A 22,172-nucleotide genomic window follows, 5' to 3' on the forward strand; every position below is an offset into this window, starting at 1 on the left:
ATGCCCATCAAGGCCAAGGGATTCAAGAATTCCAAGGCCGGTACGTACCTGTCGATCGGATCCACCGCCTTCGGCGCGATCAGCGTCGTCAAGCAGGCCCGTATGGCCCGCAAGGAAAACGACACGCTCCGTCTCGTCGACGCCGCTGTCTCCGCCGCCGCCATCGTCACGGGCCTCGCTCTGCTGTACCGCGAGCTGAAGAAGCTCGGCGACGACGACGTCCTGTTGGGCTGAGAGGGAAAGTTTCACCGTGACCGTCACTGAACTGGTGTCGTACGAGGACGCGCTGGCGTCCTACGACCCCGTCATGGGCCTGGAGGTCCATGTCGAGCTCGGCACCAAGACCAAGATGTTCTGCGGCTGCTCCACGGAGCTCAAGCAGGACGCCAACAGCCAGACGTGCCCCACCTGTCTCGGCCTGCCCGGCTCCCTCCCCGTCGTCAACGCGATCGGCGTCGAGTCGGCCGTCAAGATCGGCCTCGCGCTCAACTGCGAGATCGCCGAGTGGTGCCGCTTCGCCCGGAAGAACTACTTCTATCCGGACATGCCGAAGAACTTCCAGACCTCCCAGTACGACGAGCCGATCGCCTTCGACGGCTATCTGGACGTCCAGCTGGAGGACGGCGAGATCTTCCGCGTGCAGATCGAGCGCGCCCACATGGAGGAGGACACCGGCAAGTCGCTGCACGTCGGCGGCGCCACCGGCCGTATCCACGGCGCGTCCCACTCCCTGCTGGACTACAACCGCGCCGGCATCCCGCTCATCGAGATCGTCACCAAGCCGATCGAGGGCGCGGGCAGCCGTGCCCCCGAGGTCGCCAAGGCGTACGTCGCCGAGCTGCGCGAGCTGATCAAGGCGCTCGGCGTCTCGGAGGCGCGCATGGAGCAGGGCCAGATGCGCTGCGACGTGAACCTCTCGCTGCGGCCGCACGGCCGCGAGGAGTTCGGCACGCGCTCCGAGACGAAGAACGTCAACTCGCTGCGCTCGGTGGAGCGCGCCGCCCGCTACGAGATCCAGCGGCACGCCGCGGTGCTCTCGTCCGGCGGCACGATCGTCCAGGAGACCCGGCACTTCCACGAGGAGGACGGCTCCACCACGGCCGGCCGCATCAAGGACAACGCCGAGGACTACCGGTACTTCCCGGAGCCGGACCTGGTCCCCGTGGCCCCCTCCCGCGAATGGGTCGAGGAGCTCCGCAAGGGGCTGCCCGAGCTGCCCCGGGTGCGCCGCAACCGCCTCCGCGAGGAGTGGGGCGTCGGCGAGCACGACATGCAGTCGATCCTGAACGCCGGGGCGATCGACCCGATCGTCGCCACGATCGAGGCCGGCGCGGACGCGGCCTCGGCCCGCAAGTGGTGGATGGGCGAGCTGGCGCGCAACGCCAACGAGTCCGGCCGCGACCTCGCGTCGCTGCCGATCACGCCCGAGCAGGTCGCCCGTGTCACCGCCCTGGTGAAGGAGGGCTCGCTCAACGACAAGCTGGCCCGCCAGGTCATCGAGGGCGTCCTCGCGGGCGAGGGCGGCCCGGACGACGTCGTCGAGAAGCGCGGCCTGAAGGTCGTCTCCGACGAGGGCGCGCTCGGCACGGCCGTGGACGAGGCGATCGCCGCCAACGCGGGGATCGCGGACAAGATCCGCAGCGGCAAGGTGGCGGCGGCCGGCGCGCTGGTCGGCGCGGTCATGAAGGCCACGCGCGGTCAGGCCGACGCGGCGCGGGTGCGCGAGCTGATCCTGGAGAAGCTGGGCGTGAGCGAGGGCTGACGCCCGTACGCCCGGGTACGTACGAGGGGCGGCGCACCGGAATCCTCCGGAGCGCCGCCCTTCGGCGTGCGCGGAGCCGGACCGGTGACAGCCGCGACGCGCCCCCGCGTGTGGCCGGAAACCGCTTGGACTCCCGTTGCCTTGTCTTGGACGTTCACGCCGGAGTCGTCGCCGGGTCTTCTCGTCGCCACCGGCGCTCACTACCGTCCCAGGCGTACCACTCAATGGATCACAGGCGGACCATTGGCTGTCGACTGGGAGGTCGGGCGTGTCACCGGAGATTTCGCGCAGAAGGATGCTCGCGCTGGGCGGGGGCGCCGTCGGGGCGGCCGCGGCCGGGTCGCTGCTGCCGCCGTCGCTCCAGGCGGCGATAGCCGCCGAACCGCCGTCCGGCGGGCTCCGGGCGGTGCGGCATGTCGTCGTCCTCATGCAGGAGAACCGTTCCTTCGATCACTACTTCGGCACCCTGCGCGGCGTACGCGGCTTCGGTGACCGCAACGCCGTCGAGCTGCCGTCCGGCAGGCCTGTCTTCGAGCAGCCCGGCCCCCTGCGCGCCGTCCTCCCCTTCCCGGTCCGTGACGCGGCCGAGGCGCAGAAGAAGGACCTCCAGTACATCGGCGACCTCGACCACTCCTGGGGCGGCGGCGCCAAGGCGTGGAACCAGGGCTGGATGGACGGCTGGGTCTCGGCCAAGACCGCCGCAACCATGGCGTACTACGACCGCCGCGACCTGCCGCTGCACTACGAGCTCGCTGACACCTTCACCGTCTGCGACGCCTACCACTCGTCGATCCACACGTCGACCAGCCCGAACCGCAACCACCTGATCAGTGGCTGGACCGGTCACGAGGCCGACGGAAGCCGCGCGGTCACCAACGCGGCGTACGCCGAGGGCACGCATCCCGGCTACCCGTGGCCCACGTACGCCGAGCGGCTGGAGAGGGCGGGGCGGTCCTGGAAGACGTACCAGGAGTGGGAGAACTTCACCGACAACAACATCGAGTTCTTCACCGTCTTCAAGCAGATCGCCCGCAAGGCGCTGGCGAAGGTTCCGGGCGGATTCACCTATCTGGAGGCGTTCTACGCCAAGGTCCGGGAGACGGCGGACGCCGCCGACCGCGAGCGGCTGCTCGCCGCGCTGGAGGACGGCGTGGCCACGCTGACGAAGGCCGAGCGCTCCCTCTTCGAGCGGGGCCTGCGGCGGGAGGAGACCGGCAGCCTCGCCGACCGGTTCCGGGCGGACGTGGCCGCCGGCACGCTGCCCGAGGTGTCGTACCTCGTGCCGTCGGCGGTCGACTCGGAGCACCCCGGGGCCTCGTCGCCGGTCGCCAGCGCCTCGCTCGTCTACCGGGTGCTCGACGCGCTCGGCTCGCACCCGGAGGTCTGGCGGCACACCGTCGTACTGATCAACTACGACGAGAACGACGGCTTCTTCGACCACGTGCCGCCGCCGGTGCCGCCCGCCGACAACACCGAAGAGCGGTACCAGGGCCGGCCGACCGGCCTCGGCATCCGGGTCCCCATGCTGGTGGTCTCCCCGTGGACGGTCGGCGGGTACGTCTGCTCCGAGGTCTTCGACCACACCTCGGTCATCCGGTTCCTGGAGCGGTGGACGGGCGTCCGGGAACCCAACATCACCGACTGGCGGCGCACCGTCACCGGCGACCTGACCTCCGCGTTCGACTTCCGGCGCGGCCGCCGGCAGCCGCCGGTGGAGCGGCCGGGCGCGATCCCGCCGTTCACGGGGCGCTGGCGGCCGGTCCCGCCGGTGGAGCAGCGCATGCCCGTACAGGAGGAGGGGACGCGTCCCGCGCGCCCGCTCCCGTACCAGCCGGACGCCCACGGCGCGGTGGACGGCGGCGTCTTCCGGGTGCGGCTCAGCAACACCGGGCGCGCGAGCGCGCACTTCGCGCTCTACCCCTACGCCGGCGAGTTCGCCATTCCGCAGCACCGGGATGTAAGGGGCTCGGCGCAATGGGCGGTACCCCTTACGCGTGACGCCTACCGCTTCACGATCACCGGGCCGAACGGATTCCGCCGGGAGTTCGCCGGTACGCGCACGGGCGCCGCCGAGGTGTCCTCGTACCTCGACGTACGCGACCGCGACCTGCACCTGACCCTCGTCAACCGGGGCGGGGAACCGCTGACCTTCACCGTGCGGACGCTCGCGTACGCCGACGAGGCCGACCTCCACGACGGGCGCCACCGCCGCGTGACGGTGAAGCCGGGCCGCAGCCGCACCGTGGTGCACTCCGCCGCGGACGCCCACGGGTGGTACGACCTGGCGATCACCGTTACGGGTGACGACGCTTTCCACCGGCGCCTGATGGGGCACATAGAGAATGGGCGCGCGAGCGTCTCAGGCTGACACACCGGGTGGTACGCGGGAGCCCGGGAGCTGTGCCCCCGGCTCCCGCGACTCCTGTGACGATGCGCACGAAAGGGACAAAGGATCACGTTTAGCTGTCAAAGTGGCTGGGCGTAGGTCCTGCGTTCTTTACGGGTTTGTTCCCGGTAAAGATCCACGAACCACCCAGGGAGCAAGTCCGTTGGCAGCAATCGCCCGGTGGTGCGTCAAGCACCGTTTCGCCTCAGTCCTGCTCTGGCTGCTCGCGCTCGGCGTGGTGGCCGGAGCCGCCGGAGTCGCCGGTTCCGCGTACTCCAACGACTACGAGGTGCCCGGCACGGAGTCGGGGCGCGCCACCGCCCTCCTCGACGCCGCGTTCGACGGGCGGGGAGGCGACGGCGACACCGTCGTCTGGCACACCGCGGGCCGCACCACCGTCCACGCCGCCGGGGTCGAGCAGTCCATGACGCGGACCCTGGACGCGGTCGAGGACCTCCCGGGCGTCGAGTCCGTCGTCAGCCCGTACGAGCGCGAGGGCGCCGGGCAGATCAGCAAGGACGGGCACACCGCCTACGCCACCGTCACCTTCGACGCCCAGTCCGACGACGTCCTCCAGCCGCAGGCCGAGGCACTCGTCAAGACGGCCAAGAGCGCCGAGACCGCCGAACTCCAGGTCGAGCTGGGCGGCAGCGCCGTCGCCCTCACCGAGGCCCCCACCTCGCACCTCAGCGAACTCGTCGGAGTCGTCGTCGCGGCCGTCGTCCTCTTCGTCGCCTTCGGCTCGCTCGCGGCCAGCCTGCTGCCGATCGCGACGGCCCTGGTCAGCGTCGGCACGGCGTACGCCGGCACCGTACTGCTCGGCCACGTCATGACGGTCGCCGACTTCGCGCCGATGCTCGGCATGCTGGTCGGGCTCGGCGTCGGCATCGACTACGCCCTGTTCATCGTCACCCGGCACCGCAAGGGCCTGCGCAGCGGCCTGTCCGTCGCCGACTCGGCGGCCAACGCCGTCGCCACCACCGGCCGCGCGGTCGTCTTCGCGGGCGCCACGGTGTGCATCGCCCTGCTGGGCATGCTGATACTGCGCCTGTCCTTCCTCAACGGCGTCGCGATCGCCGCGTCCCTGACCGTCGTCCTCACCGTCGCGGCCTCCGTGACCCTGCTGCCCGCCCTGCTCTCCCTCATCGGCATGCGGGCGCTCAGCCGCCGCGAACGCAGGCAGCTCGCCGAGCACGGCCCCAAGCCGGAACTGCCCACCGGGTTCGCCGCCCGCTGGTCCGCCTTCGTCGAACGCCACCCCAAGCTGCTCGGCGCCGTCGCCGCCGTCGTCATGGTGGTCCTCGCGCTGCCCATGCTCGGCCTGCACCTGGGCACGTCCGACCAGGGCAACAACCCGGCGTCCACGACGACCCGCGCGGCGTACGACCTGATCGCGGACGGCTTCGGCCCCGGCAGCAACGGCCCGCTGACCTTGGTCACCGAGGTCCACGGCGCCGGCGACCGCGCCGCCATGGACGCCCTCGCGGGCAGCGTGCGCGCCGCCGACGGGGTGGCCTCCGCCGGCCCGGTGGCGTACAGCGAGGACGGCGGCACGGCCGCGCTCACCGTCGTACCCGAGTCTTCGCCGCAGTCGCAGGACACCAGCGACCTGGTCGACCGGCTGCGCGAGAGCATCCTGCCGCAGGCCGAGCAGGGAACGTCGCTGGACGTGTACGTCGGCGGGATCACCGCGGGCTACGACGACTTCGCCGAGGTCATCGTCGACAAGCTGCCGCTCTTCGTCGGCATCGTGATCGCCCTGGGCTGCGTCCTGCTGCTGCTGGCTTTCCGCAGCGTCGGCATCCCGCTCAAGGCCGCGCTGATGAACGTGCTCGCCGTCGCCTCCTCCTTCGGCGTCGTCGTGGCCGTCTTCCAGTGGGGCTGGGGCAGCGAACTGCTGGGGCTCGGCAGCGCGGGTCCGATCGAGCCGTTCCTGCCGGTGATCATGGTTTCGGTGCTCTTCGGACTCTCGATGGACTACCAGGTCTTCCTGGTGAGCCGCATGTACGAGGAGTGGCTGGACACCGGGGACAACCGGCGGGCGGTACGGGTCGGCCTCGCCGAGACCAGCCGCGTGATCAACTCCGCCGCGGTGATCATGATTTCGGTCTTCCTGGCGTTCGTGCTCAGCGGCGACCGGGTGATCGCGATGTTCGGCATCGCACTCGCCGCGGCCGTCGCCCTGGACGCGTTCGTACTCCGCACCCTCCTGGTCCCCGCGCTCATGCACATGCTCGGCGGCGCGAACTGGTGGCTGCCGCGCCGGCTCGACCGGTGGCTGCCGCGCATCAGCATCGAACCCGCCGAATGCCTGCCCGTGCATGACAAGATCGAAGCCCAGCGCACGGGCGGTTCGCAGGAGTCCCAGCAGCTCGTGCCCTAACCGGCAAGGAGCGGAATGTTCGCGATACGGCTGGGCGGCGCCGACGAGAACGCGGAGCTGCGTCCCCTGGAGCCCTGGCACGCCGAGGAGTACCTCGCCCACATCGAGCGCGGGCGCGAGCACATCGACCGGTTCATCGGACTCGCGGCGGCGGCCGGGGACCTCGACGCGGCCCGGGCGTTCCTCCAGTCGTACGCCGACAAGCAGGCGGCGGACGCCGGCCGGATCTACGGCATCTGGCTCGACGGCACACTGGTCGGCGGCGTCCTGTTCCGGACCTTCGACGCCGCGGCGGGCACCTGCGAGGTCGGCTGCTGGCTGGAGCCGTCCGCGGTGGGGCGCGGCCTGGTCACGCGCGCGGCGCGGGTGCTGATCGACTGGGCGGTGGACGTGCGGGGGATGCATCGCGTGGAGTGGCTGGTCGCCACCGGGAACACCGCCAGCATCAACGTGGCGAAGCGGCTCGGGATGACGCGTGAGGGCGTGCTGCGCGAGGCCCACCTGTGGCACGGCGTACGGCACGACCGGGAGGTCTGGTCGCTGCTGGCACGGGAGTGGCGCGAGAGGCGTTAAGGCAGCTCTCAGAAACCGCGCCTAGCGTGCGGCGTATGACTGCAACAGCCCGTACGAAGGCCGACCTGAACAAGGGCGACGAGATCGCCGAGGAGGAGAACACGAGCGCCGCCGACCGGGACGCCGTCGCCGGCGGGCCCGGGGCCGCGGACGGCGCGGCGAAGGACGACGGCGTGGGCAGGGCCGACGACGGAACGGTCCAGGAGGGCGCCGGGACCGGCAGGGCCGCCCACGCCGCCGACGCCGACGCCGACGAGTGTGAGGACGGCGACGCCGGCCTCACGGACGAGGTCCCGCCCGCCCCGTCCCCGGGCGTCGGCGCGGGCGCCGCCGCCGTCGTCTCCACCGTGCTCGGCTTCGTCGCCCTGTCCGGGACCTGGACCGGCCGGATCGCCGCCGAACGCCAGACACTCATCGGCCAGCTCGGGACCAAGCAGACCGACAGCCCCGCCGACCAGGTCGCCGCGCTCTACGGCAACGGCTGGCACATGACCGCCCTCGTCAACGGCGGCTTCGCGCTGCTCGCCCTGGCCGTCGCCGCCGTGGTGCTCGTCCGCCCGTCCTTCGGCACGCCCGGCGCGAGCACCCGTCCGGCCTGGGTCCGCTCCTTCGCCTGGGCGGGCCTCGCCCTCGGCGTCCTCGGCCTGCTCGTCTCCGCCGGCATGTACCTCGACCTCTTCGCGGCCATGCCTGCACCGCCCGGCGCGGGGACGGGCCGGTAAGGCAGCCACCTAGGGGCCTTAGGGACGTACGCACCCGTGCGCGTACGTTTCTAAGGCCCTTCGCGCCGCCGGGATGCGGCACTCTCCCGATGCGCCGGGGGCCCCTGGGAAACGAGAGTGGGGACATCGCGAAAAGCGAACCGACACCCACTCACCCAGCCGGGAGAACACCATGTTCGAGCACGAGATCCAGCAGCAGTACGCGGCCGAGCTCCGGCGCGTCGCCGCCGCCGAGCGCCTCGCACGGCAGGCCGCCAAGGCCCGCAGGGCCGGCCGCCGCGCCGCCCGCGCCTCCGGTCGCAACGCGTCCGAGGGGCCGGTGAGTTCGCTGCGCAACCGCTTCGCGCGGGCCGCGTGACAGCGGCCCGGCGGCGGAGCCAGGGCACGCGATGACGGTCGCGGCGCACAGGAGTTGGCTGGTCGCCCCCGCGATGTCGGACCCCTGTGCGATGCTCGGCGATGTGGAAACCAGGTCTGTCAGCCCCGTGTTCGTCGGTCGCGCCGGCGAACTCGCCCAGCTCACCGATGCGCTCGCCCGCGCCACCGCGGGCGAGCCGCAGGCGTTGCTCGTGGGCGGTGAGGCGGGCGTGGGCAAGACCCGCCTCGTCGAGGAGTTCTTCGCGGCGGCGTGCGAGGCGGGGGCCGTCGTCGTGGTGGGCGGCTGCGTCGAGATCGGGGCCGACGGACTGCCCTTCGCGCCGTTCTCCACCGCGCTGCGCGCCCTGCGGCGCAGGATGCCCGACGAGGTCGCCGCCGCGGCCGAGGGCCAGGAGGGGGAACTGGCCCGGCTGCTGCCCGAACTGGGCGAGACCACCCGCGACCAGCACCACGAAGACGGCATGACGCGGCTGTTCGAGCTGACCGTCCGGCTCCTGGAGCGCATCACCGCCGACCGTACGGTGGTGCTCGCCCTGGAGGACCTGCACTGGGCCGACACCTCCACCCGTCACCTGCTCGCGTACCTCTTCCGCACCCTGCGGCGCGGGCGCCTCATGGTGATCGGCACCTACCGCGCGGACGACATCCACCGCCGCCACCCGCTGCGCCCCCTCCTCGCCGAACTCGACCGGCTGCGCACGGTCCGGCGCATCGAGCTGCCCCGCTTCAACCGCGCCGAAGTGCACCGCCAGTTGGCCGGGATCCTCGCCGCCGAGCCGGACGCGGCGCTCGCCGAAGAGGTCTTCACCCGCTCCGACGGCAACGCCTTCTTCGTCGAGGAACTGGCGTCGTGCCTCGAAAGCGGCTGCGCCACCGGCCTGAGCGACTCCCTGCGCGACCTGCTGCTCGTCCGTGTCGAAACGCTGCCCGACGACGCCCAGAAGGTCGCCCGGATCGTCGCCGAGGGCGGCTCCACCGTCGAGTACCGGCTGCTGCTCGCCGTCGCGCGGCTCCCCGAGGACGACCTCATCGAGGCCCTGCGCGCGGCCGTCGGCGCCAACCTGCTGCTCGCGACACCGGACGGCGACGGCTACCGCTTCCGGCACTCCCTGGTCCGCGAGGCGCTCAGCGACGACCTGCTCCCCGGCGAGCGCTCCCGGCTCAACCGGCGCTACGCCGAAGCTCTGGAGGCCGATCCCGCCCTGGTGCGCGCCGACGAGTACACCACCCGCCTCGCCAGCTACTGGTACGCCGCCCACGACGCCGCCAAGGCGCTGCCCGCCGTGCTGAAGGCCAGCGTCGAGGCGCGCGGCCGCCACGCGTACGCCGACCAGCTGAGCCTCCTGGAACGCGCGATGGAGCTGTGGGACGACGCCCCCGAGGACGTCCGGGCGGTGCTGCGTCCCCTGGACTACGCCGAGGTCTACCCGCCCTGCGGCTGCGACCCGGCGACGACGCCGCTGCGCTACCTCGACCTGATGGCGGAGGCCACCGTCGCCGGCCGGTTCGGCGGCGAGCGCGAACGGGCCCTGAAGATCGCCAAGAAGGCACTGCGGCTGCTGGACGGCGAGGGCGACGCCCTGCGCGAAGCCTGGTTCTGGGTGCAGCGCTGCAAGCTCATATCGAGCCTCGGCCGGGGTGACGGCTGGGCCGAACTCGCCCGCGCGCGCGATCTCGTGCGGGGCCTACCGCCGTCCGCCGTCCACGCCGAGGTCCTCGCGTACGTCGCGGGCTGGGGCATGCTGCACGAGCCGGGCGCGGAGAGCCTGGTCTCCGCCGAACAGGCCGTGCAGTACGCCCGCATGGTGGACGCCCGGGACACCGAGCTGTCCGCGCTGACCACCCTCGGCAACCTGACCGTCGACTCGGGCGACGTCGAGGGCGGCCTCGCCATGCTGTACGCCGTCAAGGAGCAGGCGGTGGCGCAGAGGATGGCCAGCGTCGCCGGCCGCATCCATGTGAACCTCCCCTCGGCCCTGGAGTCCGTGGGGCGCTCGCGCGAGGCCGTGGAGATCGCCGAGGGGGGCGTCGCCTTCTCCAGGAAGTACGGCCTCGTCGACAACGAGGCATGGGTGCGGGGGAACCTCGCGGAATCACTCGTCTCCCTCGGGCGCTGGAGCGAGGCCGTGGACCACGCCTCCGACATCGAACGGGCCCTGGCCCCCAGCCCCAAGCCGCGCGGTGCCGCCGCGTGGATACAGGCCGACGTGGCGCGCGCCCGCGGCGAACTGACCGCGGCCGACGAGCGGCTCGCCGCCGCCCGCGCGTACTTCGGCAGCCACGACCCGATGCCCCAGCACGACCTGCCGCTGCGCCGCATCGAACTGGCCCTGGCCGCCGCCCGGGGCCGCATCCTGGACGTCCGGGCCGCCTTCGCCCGGGCCGCCGAAGCCGGCTTCCCCCTCGGCACGCACCGCTACGCCTGGGCGCTGCTCGTCGAAGCCGCCGTCGCCGAGGCGGACGCACGGGGCCTCCCGGCAGCCGAGGAGGGCCGCGCCGCCGCCCTGGAGCTGATCCGGACCGGCGCGAAGCGACTGCCCGCCCCGGTGCCGCTGTGGCAGGCGTACGAACGCTGGGTGAGAGCCGAGCTGCGACGGGCCGAGGGTCTGGTGTGCCCGGACGACTGGGCGGGCGTGGTCGCACGGTTCGAGACGCTGGAGCGCCCGTACGACCTGGCCCGCGCCCGGCTGCGCTGGGCGGAGGCACTGCTCGCCGCCGCCGCCGGTGGCACCGACGTGCCGCCTGCCGGTGCGGCGACCGCGCGCGAGCCGGACGCCGACGAGCGGGAGCGGGCTGCCGAACTGCTCCGGCTGGCCCGCGCGGCGGCCGACCACCTGAGCGCCCGCCCCCTCGGCGAGAGCGTCACCCTGCTGGCCCAGCGCGCCCGCCTGACGCTGAACCCGGCGCCCCAGGTCCCGGTGCTCACGGCCGGCCCGGCCGCGTCCCTGGGTCTGACCCCGCGCGAACAGGACGTCCTGCGCCTGGTCGCGGCCGGCCGCAGCAACCGGCAGATCGCCCAGGAGCTCTACATCTCGCCCAAGACGGCGAGCGTCCACGTCTCGAACATCCTGGGCAAGCTCGGCGTCTCCGGCCGGGGCGAAGCCGCCGCCGTGGCGCACCGCCTGCACCTGTTCACCGACCTCCAGGACGAGCCGGTACCCACGGCCTGACACCACCGGACGAGCGGCCCCGCGGGACGCGTGCCCGGCGTTGCGCACCGGGCGCTAGCGGCCCTGCGGGCCGAGGCCGTACGGGCGAAAGCCGGCAGGGCCCCCAGCCGGCAGGGCCCCAAGCCCGTGCCCGGCCGTGGCCGCACGGGCCCGCGAGGCGCCGGTTACTTCACCTCCACGTTCAGGATGCGGTCGTCGCCCGCCTCCGGCGTGCCGCGCGTGTCCGTCTCGCTGGTGACCAGCCACAGCTTGTCGCCGCCCGCCGCCACGACCGTGCGCAGCCGGCCGTACTTCTCCGCCAGGAACGCCTCGGGCCCGGCCACCGGCTCCGTGCCGTCCAGCGGAATCCTCCACAGCCGCTCGCCGCGCAGGCCCGCCATCCAGATCGAACCGGCGGCGTACGCGATGCCGCTGGGCGACGCCTCCGACGTCTTCCACTCGGCGACCGGGTCGACGTACCCCTCCTGGTCCCCCTTGCCCTCGACCTCGGGCCAGCCGTAGTTCCGGCCGGGGCGGATCAGGTTCAGCTCGTCCCAGGTGTTCTGGCCGAACTCGGCCGCCCACAGCCGCTTCTGGCTGTCCCAGGCGAGACCCTGCACATTGCGGTGCCCGTACGAGTAGACGACCGAGTCCGCCTCCGGATTGCCGTGCACCGGCTCGCCGTCGGGGGTCATCCGCAGGATCTTGCCGCCCAGCGACTTCTTGTCCTGCGCGAGCCCGGTGTCACCCGTCTCACCCGTCCCGGCGTAGAGCATCTTGTCCGGGCCGAAGGCGATCCGCCCGCCGTTGTGGACGGTGCCCTTGGGGATGCCGCGCAAGATGGTGTCCGGGGCGCCCAGTTGCTGCCCGGCGGGCTTCTTCTCGTCGTACAGCATGCGGGCGATGCGGTTGTCGGACTCGGTGGTGAAGTACGCGTAGACCATGTGGTCCGAGGCGAAGCGCGGCGAAACGGCCAGGCCCATGAGCCCGCCCTCGCCGGCCGGCGCGACCCCGGCCACGGAACCGAGCTCGGTCTTCTTCCCGCTCTCGCCGTCCACCCGGGTGACGGTCCCCTCGTCGCGCGAGGAGACCAGCAGGTCACCGCCGGGCAGCGGGGCGAGCCCCCAGGGCGACTCGAGGTCCTTGGTGAGCGTGCCCACGACCTCGGCCGACCCCTTCGCCGGCGGAGGCTCGGCGCGCGGCCCGGAGCCCGGCGCGGAAGCGTCCGCGGACGGCGGCGCACTCGTGCGCCCGGTGGCCGCCGGGGCCGGCGCGGTCCCGTCCCCGCCGGAGCACCCCGCGGTGAGCAGGAGAACGGCGGCAGCCAACACAGCTGTCACAGCAGGACGTTGCACGGTACGCATCCCTTCGACGGCTGGCGGTGGTCACCGGCAGCGGCTCCCACTCTTCATACACCGCTCGCCCGCCGCGGGTTCCGTTCCGGATCAACCGGGTCGCGGGTCGCCCGCAGCCCACCAGCCCCCCGCCGGTCACGCAAGCCGCGCCACTCTCCGGGACTCACGCACAGCCCCGTCAGCCGCCCCAGCCCCCGGAGGCACGCGCGACCTCATCAGCCGCCCCACCTCCCCCGGAACTACGCACAGCCCCACCAGCCGCCCCAGCCGCACGAACCGCGACAGCCCCATCAGCCCCAAGACCCCCCGCCCGCAAGCCGCCCCAGCCTCCGCGCCGCCCCCAGCCCCCGTCAGTCCCACGAGCCCCGCGCCGGCGGCAGCGCCGCGATCTCCGCCATGTCCTCGGAGGTCAGCCGCAGCGCCGCCGCCCCGGCGTTCTGCACCGCCCACCGCTCGCGCTTGGTCCCCGGCACCGGCACCACCTGGCGACCCCGCCCCAGCACCCACGCCAGCGCCACCTGAGCCGGCGTCGCGCCGTGGCGCTCGGCGACCCTCCGCAGCCCGGCGACCACCGGCTGGTTCGCCGCCATCATCTCCGCGGTGAAGCGCGGATGCCTGGCCCGTACGTCGTCCGGCTCGAAGCCCTGCCCCGGCTTGAGCGTCCCGGTCAGGAAGCCGTTGCCCAGCGGCATGGCCGCGAGGAAGCCGACACCCCGCGCCTCGCACCACGGCAGCAGCCCCGTCAGCGCCTCCGGCGACCACACCGAGAGCTCGGCCTCCACCGCGCTCACCGGAAAGACCTGCTGCACCCGTTCCAGTTGGCGAATCGTTTCGTCATGCATGCGCCCCCCGGACCTGCGTGCCGCCCTGGCCCCCACCGCGCACACCCCCAGCGCCCGTACCTTCCCGGCCCGCACGAGATCGGCCATGGCGCCCCAGGTCTCCTCGACCGGCACCTCCGGATCGGGCCGGTGCAACTGGTAGAGGTCGATCACATCGGTCTGCAACCGCCGCAGCGAGGCGTCACAGGCCCGCCGCACGTACCCCGGGCGCCCGTTGGCGACGATGTGCTGATCGCCGACGAGCAGCCCGCACTTGGTCGAGACGAAGGCATCGGCGCGCCGCTCCTTGAGCACCCGCCCCAGCAGCAGCTCATTGGTGAAGGGCCCGTACATGTCGGCCGTGTCGAGCAGACTGGACCCCGCGTCGAGCGCCGCGTGCACGGTACGCAGCGACCGGTCCCCGCGCTGCTGAGAGCCGGTGTAGGCCCAGCTCATCGGCATGCACCCGAGTCCGATCGCGCCCACTTCGAGCGCCGCCGCACCGATTGTCCTGCGCTCCAACTCCCCGTACCCCTCCCTCTGCCGCTCCCCAAACTAACCTCTGCCTTCCGCCGCCCTTCGCATAGCCTCCTGACCATGACTTCAGACGTGTGGCTCCCCGTTCCCGCCGCCGAGATACCAGGGCTGCCGGAGGCCTTCACCTACCGCTTCTGGGACGGTGGCCAGGACTTTCCCGCCGATCCCGCCGACTGCGCCTTCTATGTCGTGCCGTACATGAAGGGCCCCGAGATCGCGGTCCGGCCGCTCGCCGCCATGACGTCCGTACGCGCGGTCCAGACGCTCTCCGCCGGCATCGACCACGTCGAGCCCGGCTTGGCGGACCTGCACCCCGGGGTGCGCCTGTGCAACGCCCGGGGCGTCCACGAGGCCAGCACCGCGGAGCTGACGCTCGCGCTCGTCCTGGCCTCGCTGCGGGGCATCCCGGGCTTCGTGCACGGCCAGGACAAGGAGGAGTGGCGGGCCGGTTTCTACCCTGCGCTGGCCGACAAGTCCGTCCTCGTCGTCGGGTACGGCTCGATCGGCGCGGCCATCGAGGACCGGCTCACGCCCTTCGAGTGTGCGCGGGTGGCGCGCGTCGCGCGCTCTGCCCGTACAACGGAGCGCGGGCCGGTGCATCCACTGACCGACCTGCCCGGACTGCTGCCCTCCGCCGATGTGGTGATCCTCTCCACCCCTCTGACCGAGGCGACCCAGGGTCTGGTGAACGCCGACTTCCTGGCCCGCATGAAGGACGGAGCGCTGCTGGTCAACGTCTCGCGCGGGCCCGTCGTCGACACCAAGGCGCTGCTCGCCGAGCTCGAAACGGGCCGCCTGCGCGCCGCCCTGGACGTCACCGACCCGGAGCCGCTGCCCGCAGGCCACCCGCTGTGGCACGCGCCCGGCTGCCTCATCAGCCCTCACGTGGGCGGCAGTACGTCGGCGTTCATGCCGCGCGCGAAGCGCCTGATGGCGGACCAGCTCACCCGCTTCGCCGCGGGAGAACCCCTGCGCAACATCGTCCTCACCACATCCTGAAAGGTTTGCCCGGATCAAGAACGGACACACTCCGAAGCCACTCGAATGCGCGGCGTGCCGATCACGGTTCCGGCTGGTCACGGAGAGTAGAGGGAGTATGTCCCTGAGTGACGGAATTGGTGTATCGTCCGGACCAAGGGGCTGCGCCGCGCATTATCACGGCGCTGGGGAGCGACCGGACTGTGAGGGGGGCGACGGGCGATGCACGGCGAATGGACCAAGGTTCCGACGCGGCGGGGCCACCGGCGGCGACCTCCGCACGATCGGCGCGACCGGAGCCGTCACCGGGGCCCGGGGTGCGGCCAGGACCGGCGACTCGTCCCCGTCCCCCCGGCGCCCGGAGCGCCCCGCCCCAGGGCGGCCCGGTGAGTGCGCCGGGAGCGCTTCTCGCCCGGCAGCAGGTGCCCGGCGGCGGGGGCGGCCTGATCTCGCAGCTCGGCCTGGCGCTGGTCTGCGGGGCCTACGCCGTCGGTTCGGCTCTCGGCTGGGGCTCCGCGCAAGTGGCGCTGATCATGGGCGACTTCGGCCTCGCGGTCGCCGCGGCGGTCGCCGCGGTCTCCTGCTTCCTGTACGCACGCGCGCGTGAGAGCCGCTTCCGGCCCGCCTGGCTGCTGTTCTCCGTCTCCTCCGCGATGGCGGCCTGCGGGAACGCGGTGTGGGGCTGGTACGAGGTGGTGCTCGGCCGCGAGGTGCCCTCCCCCTCCTTCGCCGACCTCTTCTTCCTCTGCTTCGGACCGCCCGCCATCGTCGGCCTGCTGGTCCTCGCCAAGCGCCCCGTCACGCGTGCCGGCTGGGTCTGCCTGGCGCTCGACTCCTGGCTCATCGGCGGTTCGCTGCTCACGCTCTCCTGGAGCCTGGCCCTCGCCCACACCGCGCACTTCGAGGCCGAGAGCACGGCCCACGCGGCGCTCTCCCTCGCCTACCCGCTGCTCGACATCGCGCTGGTCAGCATGGTGCTCGCGCTGCACTTCCGGCGCTCCAACGCCAACCGCACGGCGATCAACACGGCGATCGCGGCCCTCGCCACCACCGTCCTGTGCGACGCGCTGTTCACCTCGCCCCTGCTGCGCGAGAGCTACCGCTCGGGCCAGCTCCTCGACGCGGGCTGGTTCGCCGGCTCGCTGCTCCTCGCTTACGCGCCGTGGGGCGCGCGGCGGGCGGAGCAGTGGAGGGAGGGCGCTCCGTACCACCGGGGCGGCCGTCATCCGGCCGCCCGCGGTCCGGTCAGCCGCGGTCCGGCCGGCCGCGCTCCGAGCAGGCGCCCCATCGGCGGCTCACTGGCCGCGCTGACGCCGTACCTCGCCGCCGCCGTCTGCACGCTCGGCATCCTCTACAACGTCGTCGACGGTCGCCGCGTGGACCGGGTCGTCGTCTTCACCGGCTGCACGGTCGTACTGGCCCTGGTCGTACGCCAGGGCATCATGCTCGTCGACAACATCTCCCTCACCCAGGAACTGGCGCAGAAGGAGAACCACTTCCGCTCCCTGGTGCAGGGATCGAGCGACGTCATCATGATCGCCGCACCCACCGGCATATTGCGGTACGTCAGCCCCGCCGCGTCCGGCGTCTACGGACGCGACGCCGAGGAGCTGATCGGATCGGAGCTCGCCTCGCTGATCCACGCGGAGGACCTGGGGCGGGTCGTCCACGAAGTACGCCGCTTCCTGGCCGCCCCGCCGGCCGAGGAGCCGACCACCCGCATCGAATGCCGCTTCAAGTCAGGGACGGGGGAGTGGCTCAACGTCGAGTCCACCGTCAACCGGCACCAGGGCGGCCTGATCTTCAACAGCCGGGACGTGACCGAACGGGTCCGGCTCCAGGCCCAGCTCCAGCACAACGCCGAGCACGACCCGCTCACCGACCTGCCCAACCGGGCCCTGTTCACCGCGCGCGTCCGCCAGGCGCTGAGCGGCCGCCGCGTCGGCGACCCCGGCACGGCCGTGCTCTTCATCGACCTCGACGGCTTCAAGGCCGTCAACGACACCATCGGCCACCAGGCCGGCGACGAGCTGCTCATCCAGGCCGCCCGCCGCCTCCAGGACTCCGTACGGGCGGGCGACACCGCGGCCCGGCTCGGCGGCGACGAGTTCGCCGCCCTGATCGTCGGCGAGGGCTCCAAGGACCAGGCCGCACGCGAGTGCCAGGTCCACGAGATCGCCGACCGGCTGCGGCTCACGCTCTCCCAGCCGTACCGGATCGGGGGCAACGACGTACGCGTCGCCGCGTCCATCGGCGTCGCCTTCGCCGAGCCCGGCATCAGCCCCACCGACCTCATGCGCAACGCCGACCTCGCGATGTACCGGGCCAAGGCGGGCGGCAAGGACCGTGTCGAGCTGTACGCGCCCCAGATGCAGGCCGACGTCGTCCGCAGGACGGAGCTGGCCACCCGGCTGCGCACCGCGCTCCACGAGGGCGAGTTCGCGCTGCTCCACCAGCCGGTGGTGAGCCTGACCACCGGCCAGGTGGTCTCGGTCGCCGCCCAGGCCCGCTGGCGGTCGACCCAGGGCATCCTCTTCACGCCCGCCGAGTTCCTGCGGGTGGCCGACAGGGGCGAGGCCCAGGAGGGCCCCCGCATGGCCGAGCTCGGCCGGTGGCTGCTCGAAGAGGCGGTCGAGCAGGCCGCCGAGCGCTACCGGGCGGGCCACGAGGTGCCCGTGACGGTCCGGCTCGACGCCCGCCGGCTGGTGGACAAGCCCGTGCCGCTGGGGTCCGTCGAGGCATTGCTCACCCGGCACGGCCTGCCCTCCGGTTCGCTGATCATCGAGCTGGCCGACAGCGACCCGCGGATCTCGTTCGACGAGCTGGAACGGCGCCTGGTGGCGCTGCGGCGGCTCGGCGTCCGGATCGCGCTGGACGGGTTCGGCAGCGGGTACGCCGCCATCAACGCGCTGCGCCGGCTCCCCATCGACGTACTGAAACTGGACCGGGAGCTGGTCGAGGGCGTCGTGGAGTCGGCCCGGCTGCACAAGATCACCAGCGGGCTGCTGCGGATCGCCTGCGACCTCGGGATGCAGTCCGTGGCCGACGGCGTCGACCTGCCGGAGCAGGTGACCGCCCTGCGCGCCATGGGGTGCACCCACGGGCAGGGAATGGCCTTCTCCGGGCCGCTGGACGAGTACCGGCTGCGGCGGGCGCTGGTGCGCGGAGAGTTCCCCCTGCCGGGCGAAGAGGCCCTGCCGGTGCTCGCCGGCGGCTCGGGTGGATCACTTCCCGTACGTCATGTGGGCGCGAACGGAAGCGAAACGATCACACACCCTCCAATGCGCTCAAATAGTGAGACGCCTGTCCCACCTACTTGACAGGCACTGGCCGCCGGAGGGAGGGTCAGTGCCATGCGCACCCGAATTCTCGTACTTGGAAAGCGCGTCGGCTGAAGCAGAGCACGCACATGCAGCTCTGCAACCCGCACCGGCGCGCTCCCCTCGCTTGCCTCACGGCACGGGGGGTTTTTTGTTGCACTGGCACTACGCAAACCACCGCAAAAACATCTCAGCTTCACACCCTCAGCTTCGAGAAGAGAATGCCGATGACCGAGCAGGCCTCCGGGGCCCACCATCCGCAGCCGCGGCCCCGCAACGGCGGAACCCACGCCACCACTGTCGAGCACGTGACGGGCGCCCAGTCGCTCATCCGCTCCCTCGAGGAAGTGGGGGCCGACACGGTATTCGGCATTCCCGGCGGCGCCATCCTGCCGGCGTACGACCCGCTGATGGACTCCAAGAAGGTCCGCCACGTCCTGGTCCGCCACGAGCAGGGCGCCGGCCACGCGGCGACCGGCTACGCGCAGGCCACCGGCAAGGTCGGCGTGTGCATGGCCACTTCGGGGCCCGGCGCCACGAACCTGGTCACGCCGATCGCCGACGCTCACATGGACTCCGTCCCCATGGTCGCGATCACCGGCCAGGTCGCCTCCAAGGCGATCGGCACGGACGCCTTCCAGGAGGCGGACATCGTGGGCATCACGATGCCGATCACGAAGCACAACTTCCTCGTCACCAAGGCCGAGGACATCCCGCGCACCATCGCCGAGGCGTTCCACATCGCCTCGACGGGGCGCCCGGGCCCCGTCCTGGTCGACATCGCCAAGGACGCCCTCCAGGCAAAAACCACGTTCAGCTGGCCGCCCAGCCAGGACCTGCCCGGCTACCGCCCGGTCACCAAGCCGCACGCCAAGCAGATCCGCGAGGCCGCCAAGCTGATCGTCCAGGCCAAGCGTCCGGTCCTGTACGTCGGCGGCGGCGTCATGAAGGCCGGCGCGACCGCCGAGCTCAAGGTCCTCGCCGAGCTCACCGGCGCCCCCGTCACCACCACCCTGATGGCGCTGGGCTCCTTCCCCGACAGCCACCCGCTGCACGTGGGAATGCCGGGCATGCACGGTGCGGTCACCGCCGTCACCGCGCTCCAGCGGGCCGACCTGATCGTCGCCCTCGGCGCCCGCTTCGACGACCGCGTGACCGGCAAGCTGGACAGCTTCGCGCCGTACGCCAAGATCGTCCACGCCGACATCGACCCGGCCGAGATCGGCAAGAACCGGGCCGCGGACGTGCCGATCGTCGGTGACGCCCGCGAGGTCATCGCCGACCTCGTCCAGGCCGTCCAGGCCGAGCACACCGAGGGCAACACCGGCGACTACGCCGCGTGGTGGAACGACCTCAACCGCTGGCGCGACACCTACCCGCTCGGCTACGACCTGCCCGAGAACGGCCAGCTGTCCCCGCAGCAGGTCATCCAGCGCATCGGCCAGCTCGCCCCCGAGGGCACCATCTACGCCGCGGGCGTCGGCCAGCACCAGATGTGGGCCTCGCACTTCATCCAGTACGAGCAGCCCGCCACCTGGCTGAACTCCGGCGGCGCGGGCACGATGGGCTACGCCGTCCCGGCCGCCATGGGCGCCAAGGCCGGCATGCCGGACCGTACGGTCTGGGCCATCGACGGCGACGGCTGCTTCCAGATGACCAACCAGGAACTGACGACCTGCGCGCTCAACAACATCCCGATCAAGGTCGCCGTCATCAACAACGGCGCGCTCGGGATGGTCCGCCAGTGGCAGACCCTGTTCTACAACCAGCGCTACTCCAACACCGTGCTGCACAGCGGGCCCGACGCCGACGGCAGGCAGCCGAGCGCCGGCACCCGGATCCCGGACTTCGTGAAGCTGTCCGAGGCCATGGGCTGCCACGCGATCCGCTGCGAGGACCCGGCCGAACTCGACAAGGTCATCGCCGAGGCCAACGCCATCAACGACCGCCCGGTCGTGGTCGACTTCATCGTGCACGAGGACGCCATGGTCTGGCCGATGGTGGCCGCCGGCACCTCCAACGACGAGGTCATGGCCGCCCGCGGGGTGCGCCCCGACTTCGGCGACAACGAAGACGACTGAGCAGACGAGAGAGAGACTTCAAGCCCATGTCCAAGCACACCCTCTCCGTCCTGGTCGAGAACAAGCCGGGCGTCCTGGCGCGGATCACGGCTCTGTTCTCCCGCCGCGGGTTCAACATCGACTCCCTCGCGGTGGGCACCACCGAGCACCCCGAGATCTCGCGCATCACCATCGTGGTCAACGTGATCGAGGCCCTGCCGCTCGAACAGGTGACGAAGCAGCTGAACAAGCTCGTCAACGTCCTGAAGATCGTCGAACTCGAACCCGCCGCCGCGATCCAGCGCGAGCTCGTCCTCGTGAAGGTGCGGGCCGACAACGAGACCCGCTCGCAGATCGTCGAGATCGTCCAGCTGTTCCGCGCGAAGACGGTCGACGTCTCCCCGGAGGCCGTGACCATCGAGGCGACCGGCGGCGCCGACAAGCTCGAAGCGATGCTCAAGATGCTGGAGCAGTTCGGCATCAAGGAGCTCGTCCAGTCCGGCACGATCGCCATAGGGCGCGGCTCCCGGTCGATCACCGACCGCAGCCTGCGGGCCCTCGACCGCTCGGCCTGACCGCCCCGGTCCCGCTGCTCGCATGGCGAGACCCGCAATCCAACATTTCGCTCCCCGCCGTACGGTGGGACGCACAACCAGCACACAAGGAGAATCCCAGTGGCCGAGCTGTTCTACGACGACGATGCCGACCTGTCCATCATCCAGGGCCGCAAGGTCGCGGTGATCGGTTACGGCAGCCAGGGCCACGCCCACGCGCTGTCGCTCCGTGACTCGGGTGTCGACGTCCGTGTCGGTCTGCACGAGGGCTCCAAGTCCAAGGCGAAGGCCGAGGAGCAGGGCCTGCGCGTGGTCACGCCGACCGAGGCAGCCGCCGAGGCCGACGTCATCATGATCCTGATCCCGGACCCGATCCAGGCGCAGGTCTACGAGGAGTCCATCAAGGACAACCTCAAGGACGGCGACGCGCTGTTCTTCGCGCACGGCTTCAACGTCCGCTTCGGCTTCATCAAGGCCCCGGCCGGCGTCGACGTCGCGCTCGTCGCCCCCAAGGGCCCGGGCCACCTGGTCCGCCGTCAGTACGAGGAAGGCCGCGGCGTCCCGGCGATCGCCGCCGTCGAGCAGGACGCGACGGGCAACGCCTTCGCGCTGGCGCTCTCGTACGCCAAGGCCATCGGCGGCACCCGCGCCGGCGTCATCAAGACGACCTTCACCGAGGAGACCGAGACCGACCTGTTCGGTGAGCAGGCCGTGCTCTGCGGCGGTGCGTCGGCGCTCGTCAAGGCGGGCTTCGAGACCCTGGTCGAGGCCGGCTACCAGCCGGAGATCGCGTACTTCGAGTGCCTCCACGAGCTGAAGCTGATCGTGGACCTCATGTACGAGGGCGGCCTGGAGAAGATGCGCTGGTCGGTCTCCGAGACCGCCGAGTGGGGCGACTACATCACCGGCCCGCGCGTCGTCACGGACCAGACCAAGGCCGAGATGAAGAAGGTCCTCGCGGAGATCCAGGACGGCACGTTCGCCAAGAACTGGATGGACGAGTACCACGGCGGTCTGAAGAAGTACAACGAGTACAAGACGCAGGACTCCGAGCACCTGCTGGAGACCACCGGCAAGGAGCTGCGCAAGCTCATGAGCTGGGTCGACAACGACGAGGCGTAAGCCTCGGGGCGGGGGCCGCGGCGTATCGCCGCGGCCCTTCGCGCACAACTGGACAGAACGTCCAGCCACGGA

General features: G+C 71.9%; 15 protein-coding genes. 13 read left to right on the forward strand and 2 right to left on the reverse strand.

Annotated elements, in window-relative coordinates; translation table 11 throughout:
• The 8 genes from ACWGH0_RS02810 (at nt 1) to ACWGH0_RS02845 (ending at nt 11,374) form a co-directional block, all read left to right on the forward strand.
• Nucleotides 1–234 carry a hypothetical protein gene (locus ACWGH0_RS02810; protein ID WP_453402395.1) on the forward strand — a complete coding sequence of 78 codons (234 nt, stop codon included), beginning with the start codon at nt 1–3 and terminating at the stop codon, nt 232–234.
• Nucleotides 235–250: 16 nt separating this feature from the next.
• Entirely contained in the window at nt 251–1,762 is a 1,512-nt protein-coding gene (gene gatB / locus ACWGH0_RS02815) for an Asp-tRNA(Asn)/Glu-tRNA(Gln) amidotransferase subunit GatB (protein WP_453402320.1), read from the forward strand.
• 295 nt (nt 1,763–2,057) lie between these two features.
• Entirely contained in the window at nt 2,058–4,130 is a 2,073-nt protein-coding gene (locus ACWGH0_RS02820; RefSeq protein WP_453402396.1) for a phosphocholine-specific phospholipase C, read from the forward strand.
• A 181-nt stretch (nt 4,131–4,311) separates the two neighbouring features.
• The gene (locus ACWGH0_RS02825; RefSeq protein WP_453402321.1) at nt 4,312–6,531 is read left to right on the forward strand and encodes an MMPL family transporter; all 2,220 of its coding nucleotides are present in this window, start codon (nt 4,312–4,314) and stop codon (nt 6,529–6,531) included.
• Between the two features lie 15 nt (nt 6,532–6,546).
• Complete coding sequence (locus ACWGH0_RS02830; protein WP_453402322.1) at nt 6,547–7,104, forward strand: GNAT family N-acetyltransferase; 558 nt, start codon at nt 6,547–6,549, stop codon at nt 7,102–7,104.
• A gap of 35 nt (nt 7,105–7,139) precedes the next feature.
• Nucleotides 7,140–7,826 carry a hypothetical protein gene (locus ACWGH0_RS02835; RefSeq protein WP_453402323.1) on the forward strand — a complete coding sequence of 229 codons (687 nt, stop codon included), beginning with the start codon at nt 7,140–7,142 and terminating at the stop codon, nt 7,824–7,826.
• Between the two features lie 172 nt (nt 7,827–7,998).
• Nucleotides 7,999–8,184 (forward strand): hypothetical protein, encoded by a 186-nt coding sequence (locus tag ACWGH0_RS02840; protein ID WP_453402324.1) that lies wholly within the window; start codon nt 7,999–8,001, stop codon nt 8,182–8,184.
• A gap of 91 nt (nt 8,185–8,275) precedes the next feature.
• Entirely contained in the window at nt 8,276–11,374 is a 3,099-nt protein-coding gene (locus tag ACWGH0_RS02845; protein WP_453402397.1) for a helix-turn-helix transcriptional regulator, read from the forward strand.
• A gap of 164 nt (nt 11,375–11,538) precedes the next feature.
• On the opposite strand, the gene ACWGH0_RS02850 is transcribed toward ACWGH0_RS02845, so the two are convergent.
• The gene (locus tag ACWGH0_RS02850; RefSeq protein ID WP_453402325.1) at nt 11,539–12,717 is read right to left on the reverse strand and encodes a PQQ-dependent sugar dehydrogenase; all 1,179 of its coding nucleotides are present in this window, start codon (nt 12,715–12,717) and stop codon (nt 11,539–11,541) included.
• 341 nt (nt 12,718–13,058) lie between these two features.
• The gene (locus ACWGH0_RS02855; protein ID WP_453402326.1) at nt 13,059–14,051 is read right to left on the reverse strand and encodes an aldo/keto reductase; all 993 of its coding nucleotides are present in this window, start codon (nt 14,049–14,051) and stop codon (nt 13,059–13,061) included.
• A gap of 75 nt (nt 14,052–14,126) precedes the next feature.
• On the opposite strand from ACWGH0_RS02855, the gene ACWGH0_RS02860 reads away from it, so the two are divergent.
• From ACWGH0_RS02860 to ilvC, 5 genes are all read left to right on the forward strand, one after another.
• On the forward strand, nt 14,127–15,065 hold the full coding sequence (locus tag ACWGH0_RS02860) for a 2-hydroxyacid dehydrogenase (RefSeq protein WP_453402327.1): 939 nt from the start codon (nt 14,127–14,129) through the stop codon (nt 15,063–15,065).
• Nucleotides 15,066–15,430: 365 nt separating this feature from the next.
• Entirely contained in the window at nt 15,431–18,364 is a 2,934-nt protein-coding gene (locus ACWGH0_RS02865; RefSeq protein ID WP_453402328.1) for a putative bifunctional diguanylate cyclase/phosphodiesterase, read from the forward strand.
• A 221-nt stretch (nt 18,365–18,585) separates the two neighbouring features.
• Complete coding sequence (locus ACWGH0_RS02870) at nt 18,586–20,445, forward strand: acetolactate synthase large subunit (RefSeq protein ID WP_453402329.1); 1,860 nt, start codon at nt 18,586–18,588, stop codon at nt 20,443–20,445.
• Nucleotides 20,446–20,471: 26 nt separating this feature from the next.
• Nucleotides 20,472–20,999, forward strand: coding sequence for an acetolactate synthase small subunit (gene ilvN / locus ACWGH0_RS02875; protein WP_138896396.1), 528 nt, complete (start codon nt 20,472–20,474; stop codon nt 20,997–20,999).
• 99 nt (nt 21,000–21,098) lie between these two features.
• A complete protein-coding gene (ilvC, locus tag ACWGH0_RS02880) occupies nt 21,099–22,100 on the forward strand; it encodes a ketol-acid reductoisomerase (RefSeq protein WP_453402330.1) in 1,002 nt (333 codons plus the stop codon).
• The last annotated feature ends 72 nt before the right edge of the window (nt 22,101–22,172 follow it).

This window comes from Streptomyces sp. NPDC054887 (assembly GCF_053610585.1).

What these genes read in the sequence shown, in the direction of transcription:
- ACWGH0_RS02820 (WP_453402396.1), top strand. Translation starts at nt 2,058, where the DNA reads ATGCTCGCGCTGGGCGGGGGCGCCGTCGGGGCGGCCGCGGCCGGGTCG.
- ACWGH0_RS02845 (WP_453402397.1), top strand. Translation starts at nt 8,276, where the DNA reads ATGCTCGGCGATGTGGAAACCAGGTCTGTCAGCCCCGTGTTCGTCGGT.
- ACWGH0_RS02840 (WP_453402324.1), top strand. Translation starts at nt 7,999, where the DNA reads ATGTTCGAGCACGAGATCCAGCAGCAGTACGCGGCCGAGCTCCGGCGC.
- ACWGH0_RS02850 (WP_453402325.1), bottom strand. Translation starts at nt 12,717, where the DNA reads ATGCGTACCGTGCAACGTCCTGCTGTGACAGCTGTGTTGGCTGCCGCC.
- ilvN (WP_138896396.1), top strand. Translation starts at nt 20,472, where the DNA reads ATGTCCAAGCACACCCTCTCCGTCCTGGTCGAGAACAAGCCGGGCGTC.
- ACWGH0_RS02810 (WP_453402395.1), top strand. Translation starts at nt 1, where the DNA reads ATGCCCATCAAGGCCAAGGGATTCAAGAATTCCAAGGCCGGTACGTAC.
- ACWGH0_RS02830 (WP_453402322.1), top strand. Translation starts at nt 6,547, where the DNA reads ATGTTCGCGATACGGCTGGGCGGCGCCGACGAGAACGCGGAGCTGCGT.
- ACWGH0_RS02870 (WP_453402329.1), top strand. Translation starts at nt 18,586, where the DNA reads ATGCCGATGACCGAGCAGGCCTCCGGGGCCCACCATCCGCAGCCGCGG.
- ACWGH0_RS02835 (WP_453402323.1), top strand. Translation starts at nt 7,140, where the DNA reads ATGACTGCAACAGCCCGTACGAAGGCCGACCTGAACAAGGGCGACGAG.
- ACWGH0_RS02860 (WP_453402327.1), top strand. Translation starts at nt 14,127, where the DNA reads ATGACTTCAGACGTGTGGCTCCCCGTTCCCGCCGCCGAGATACCAGGG.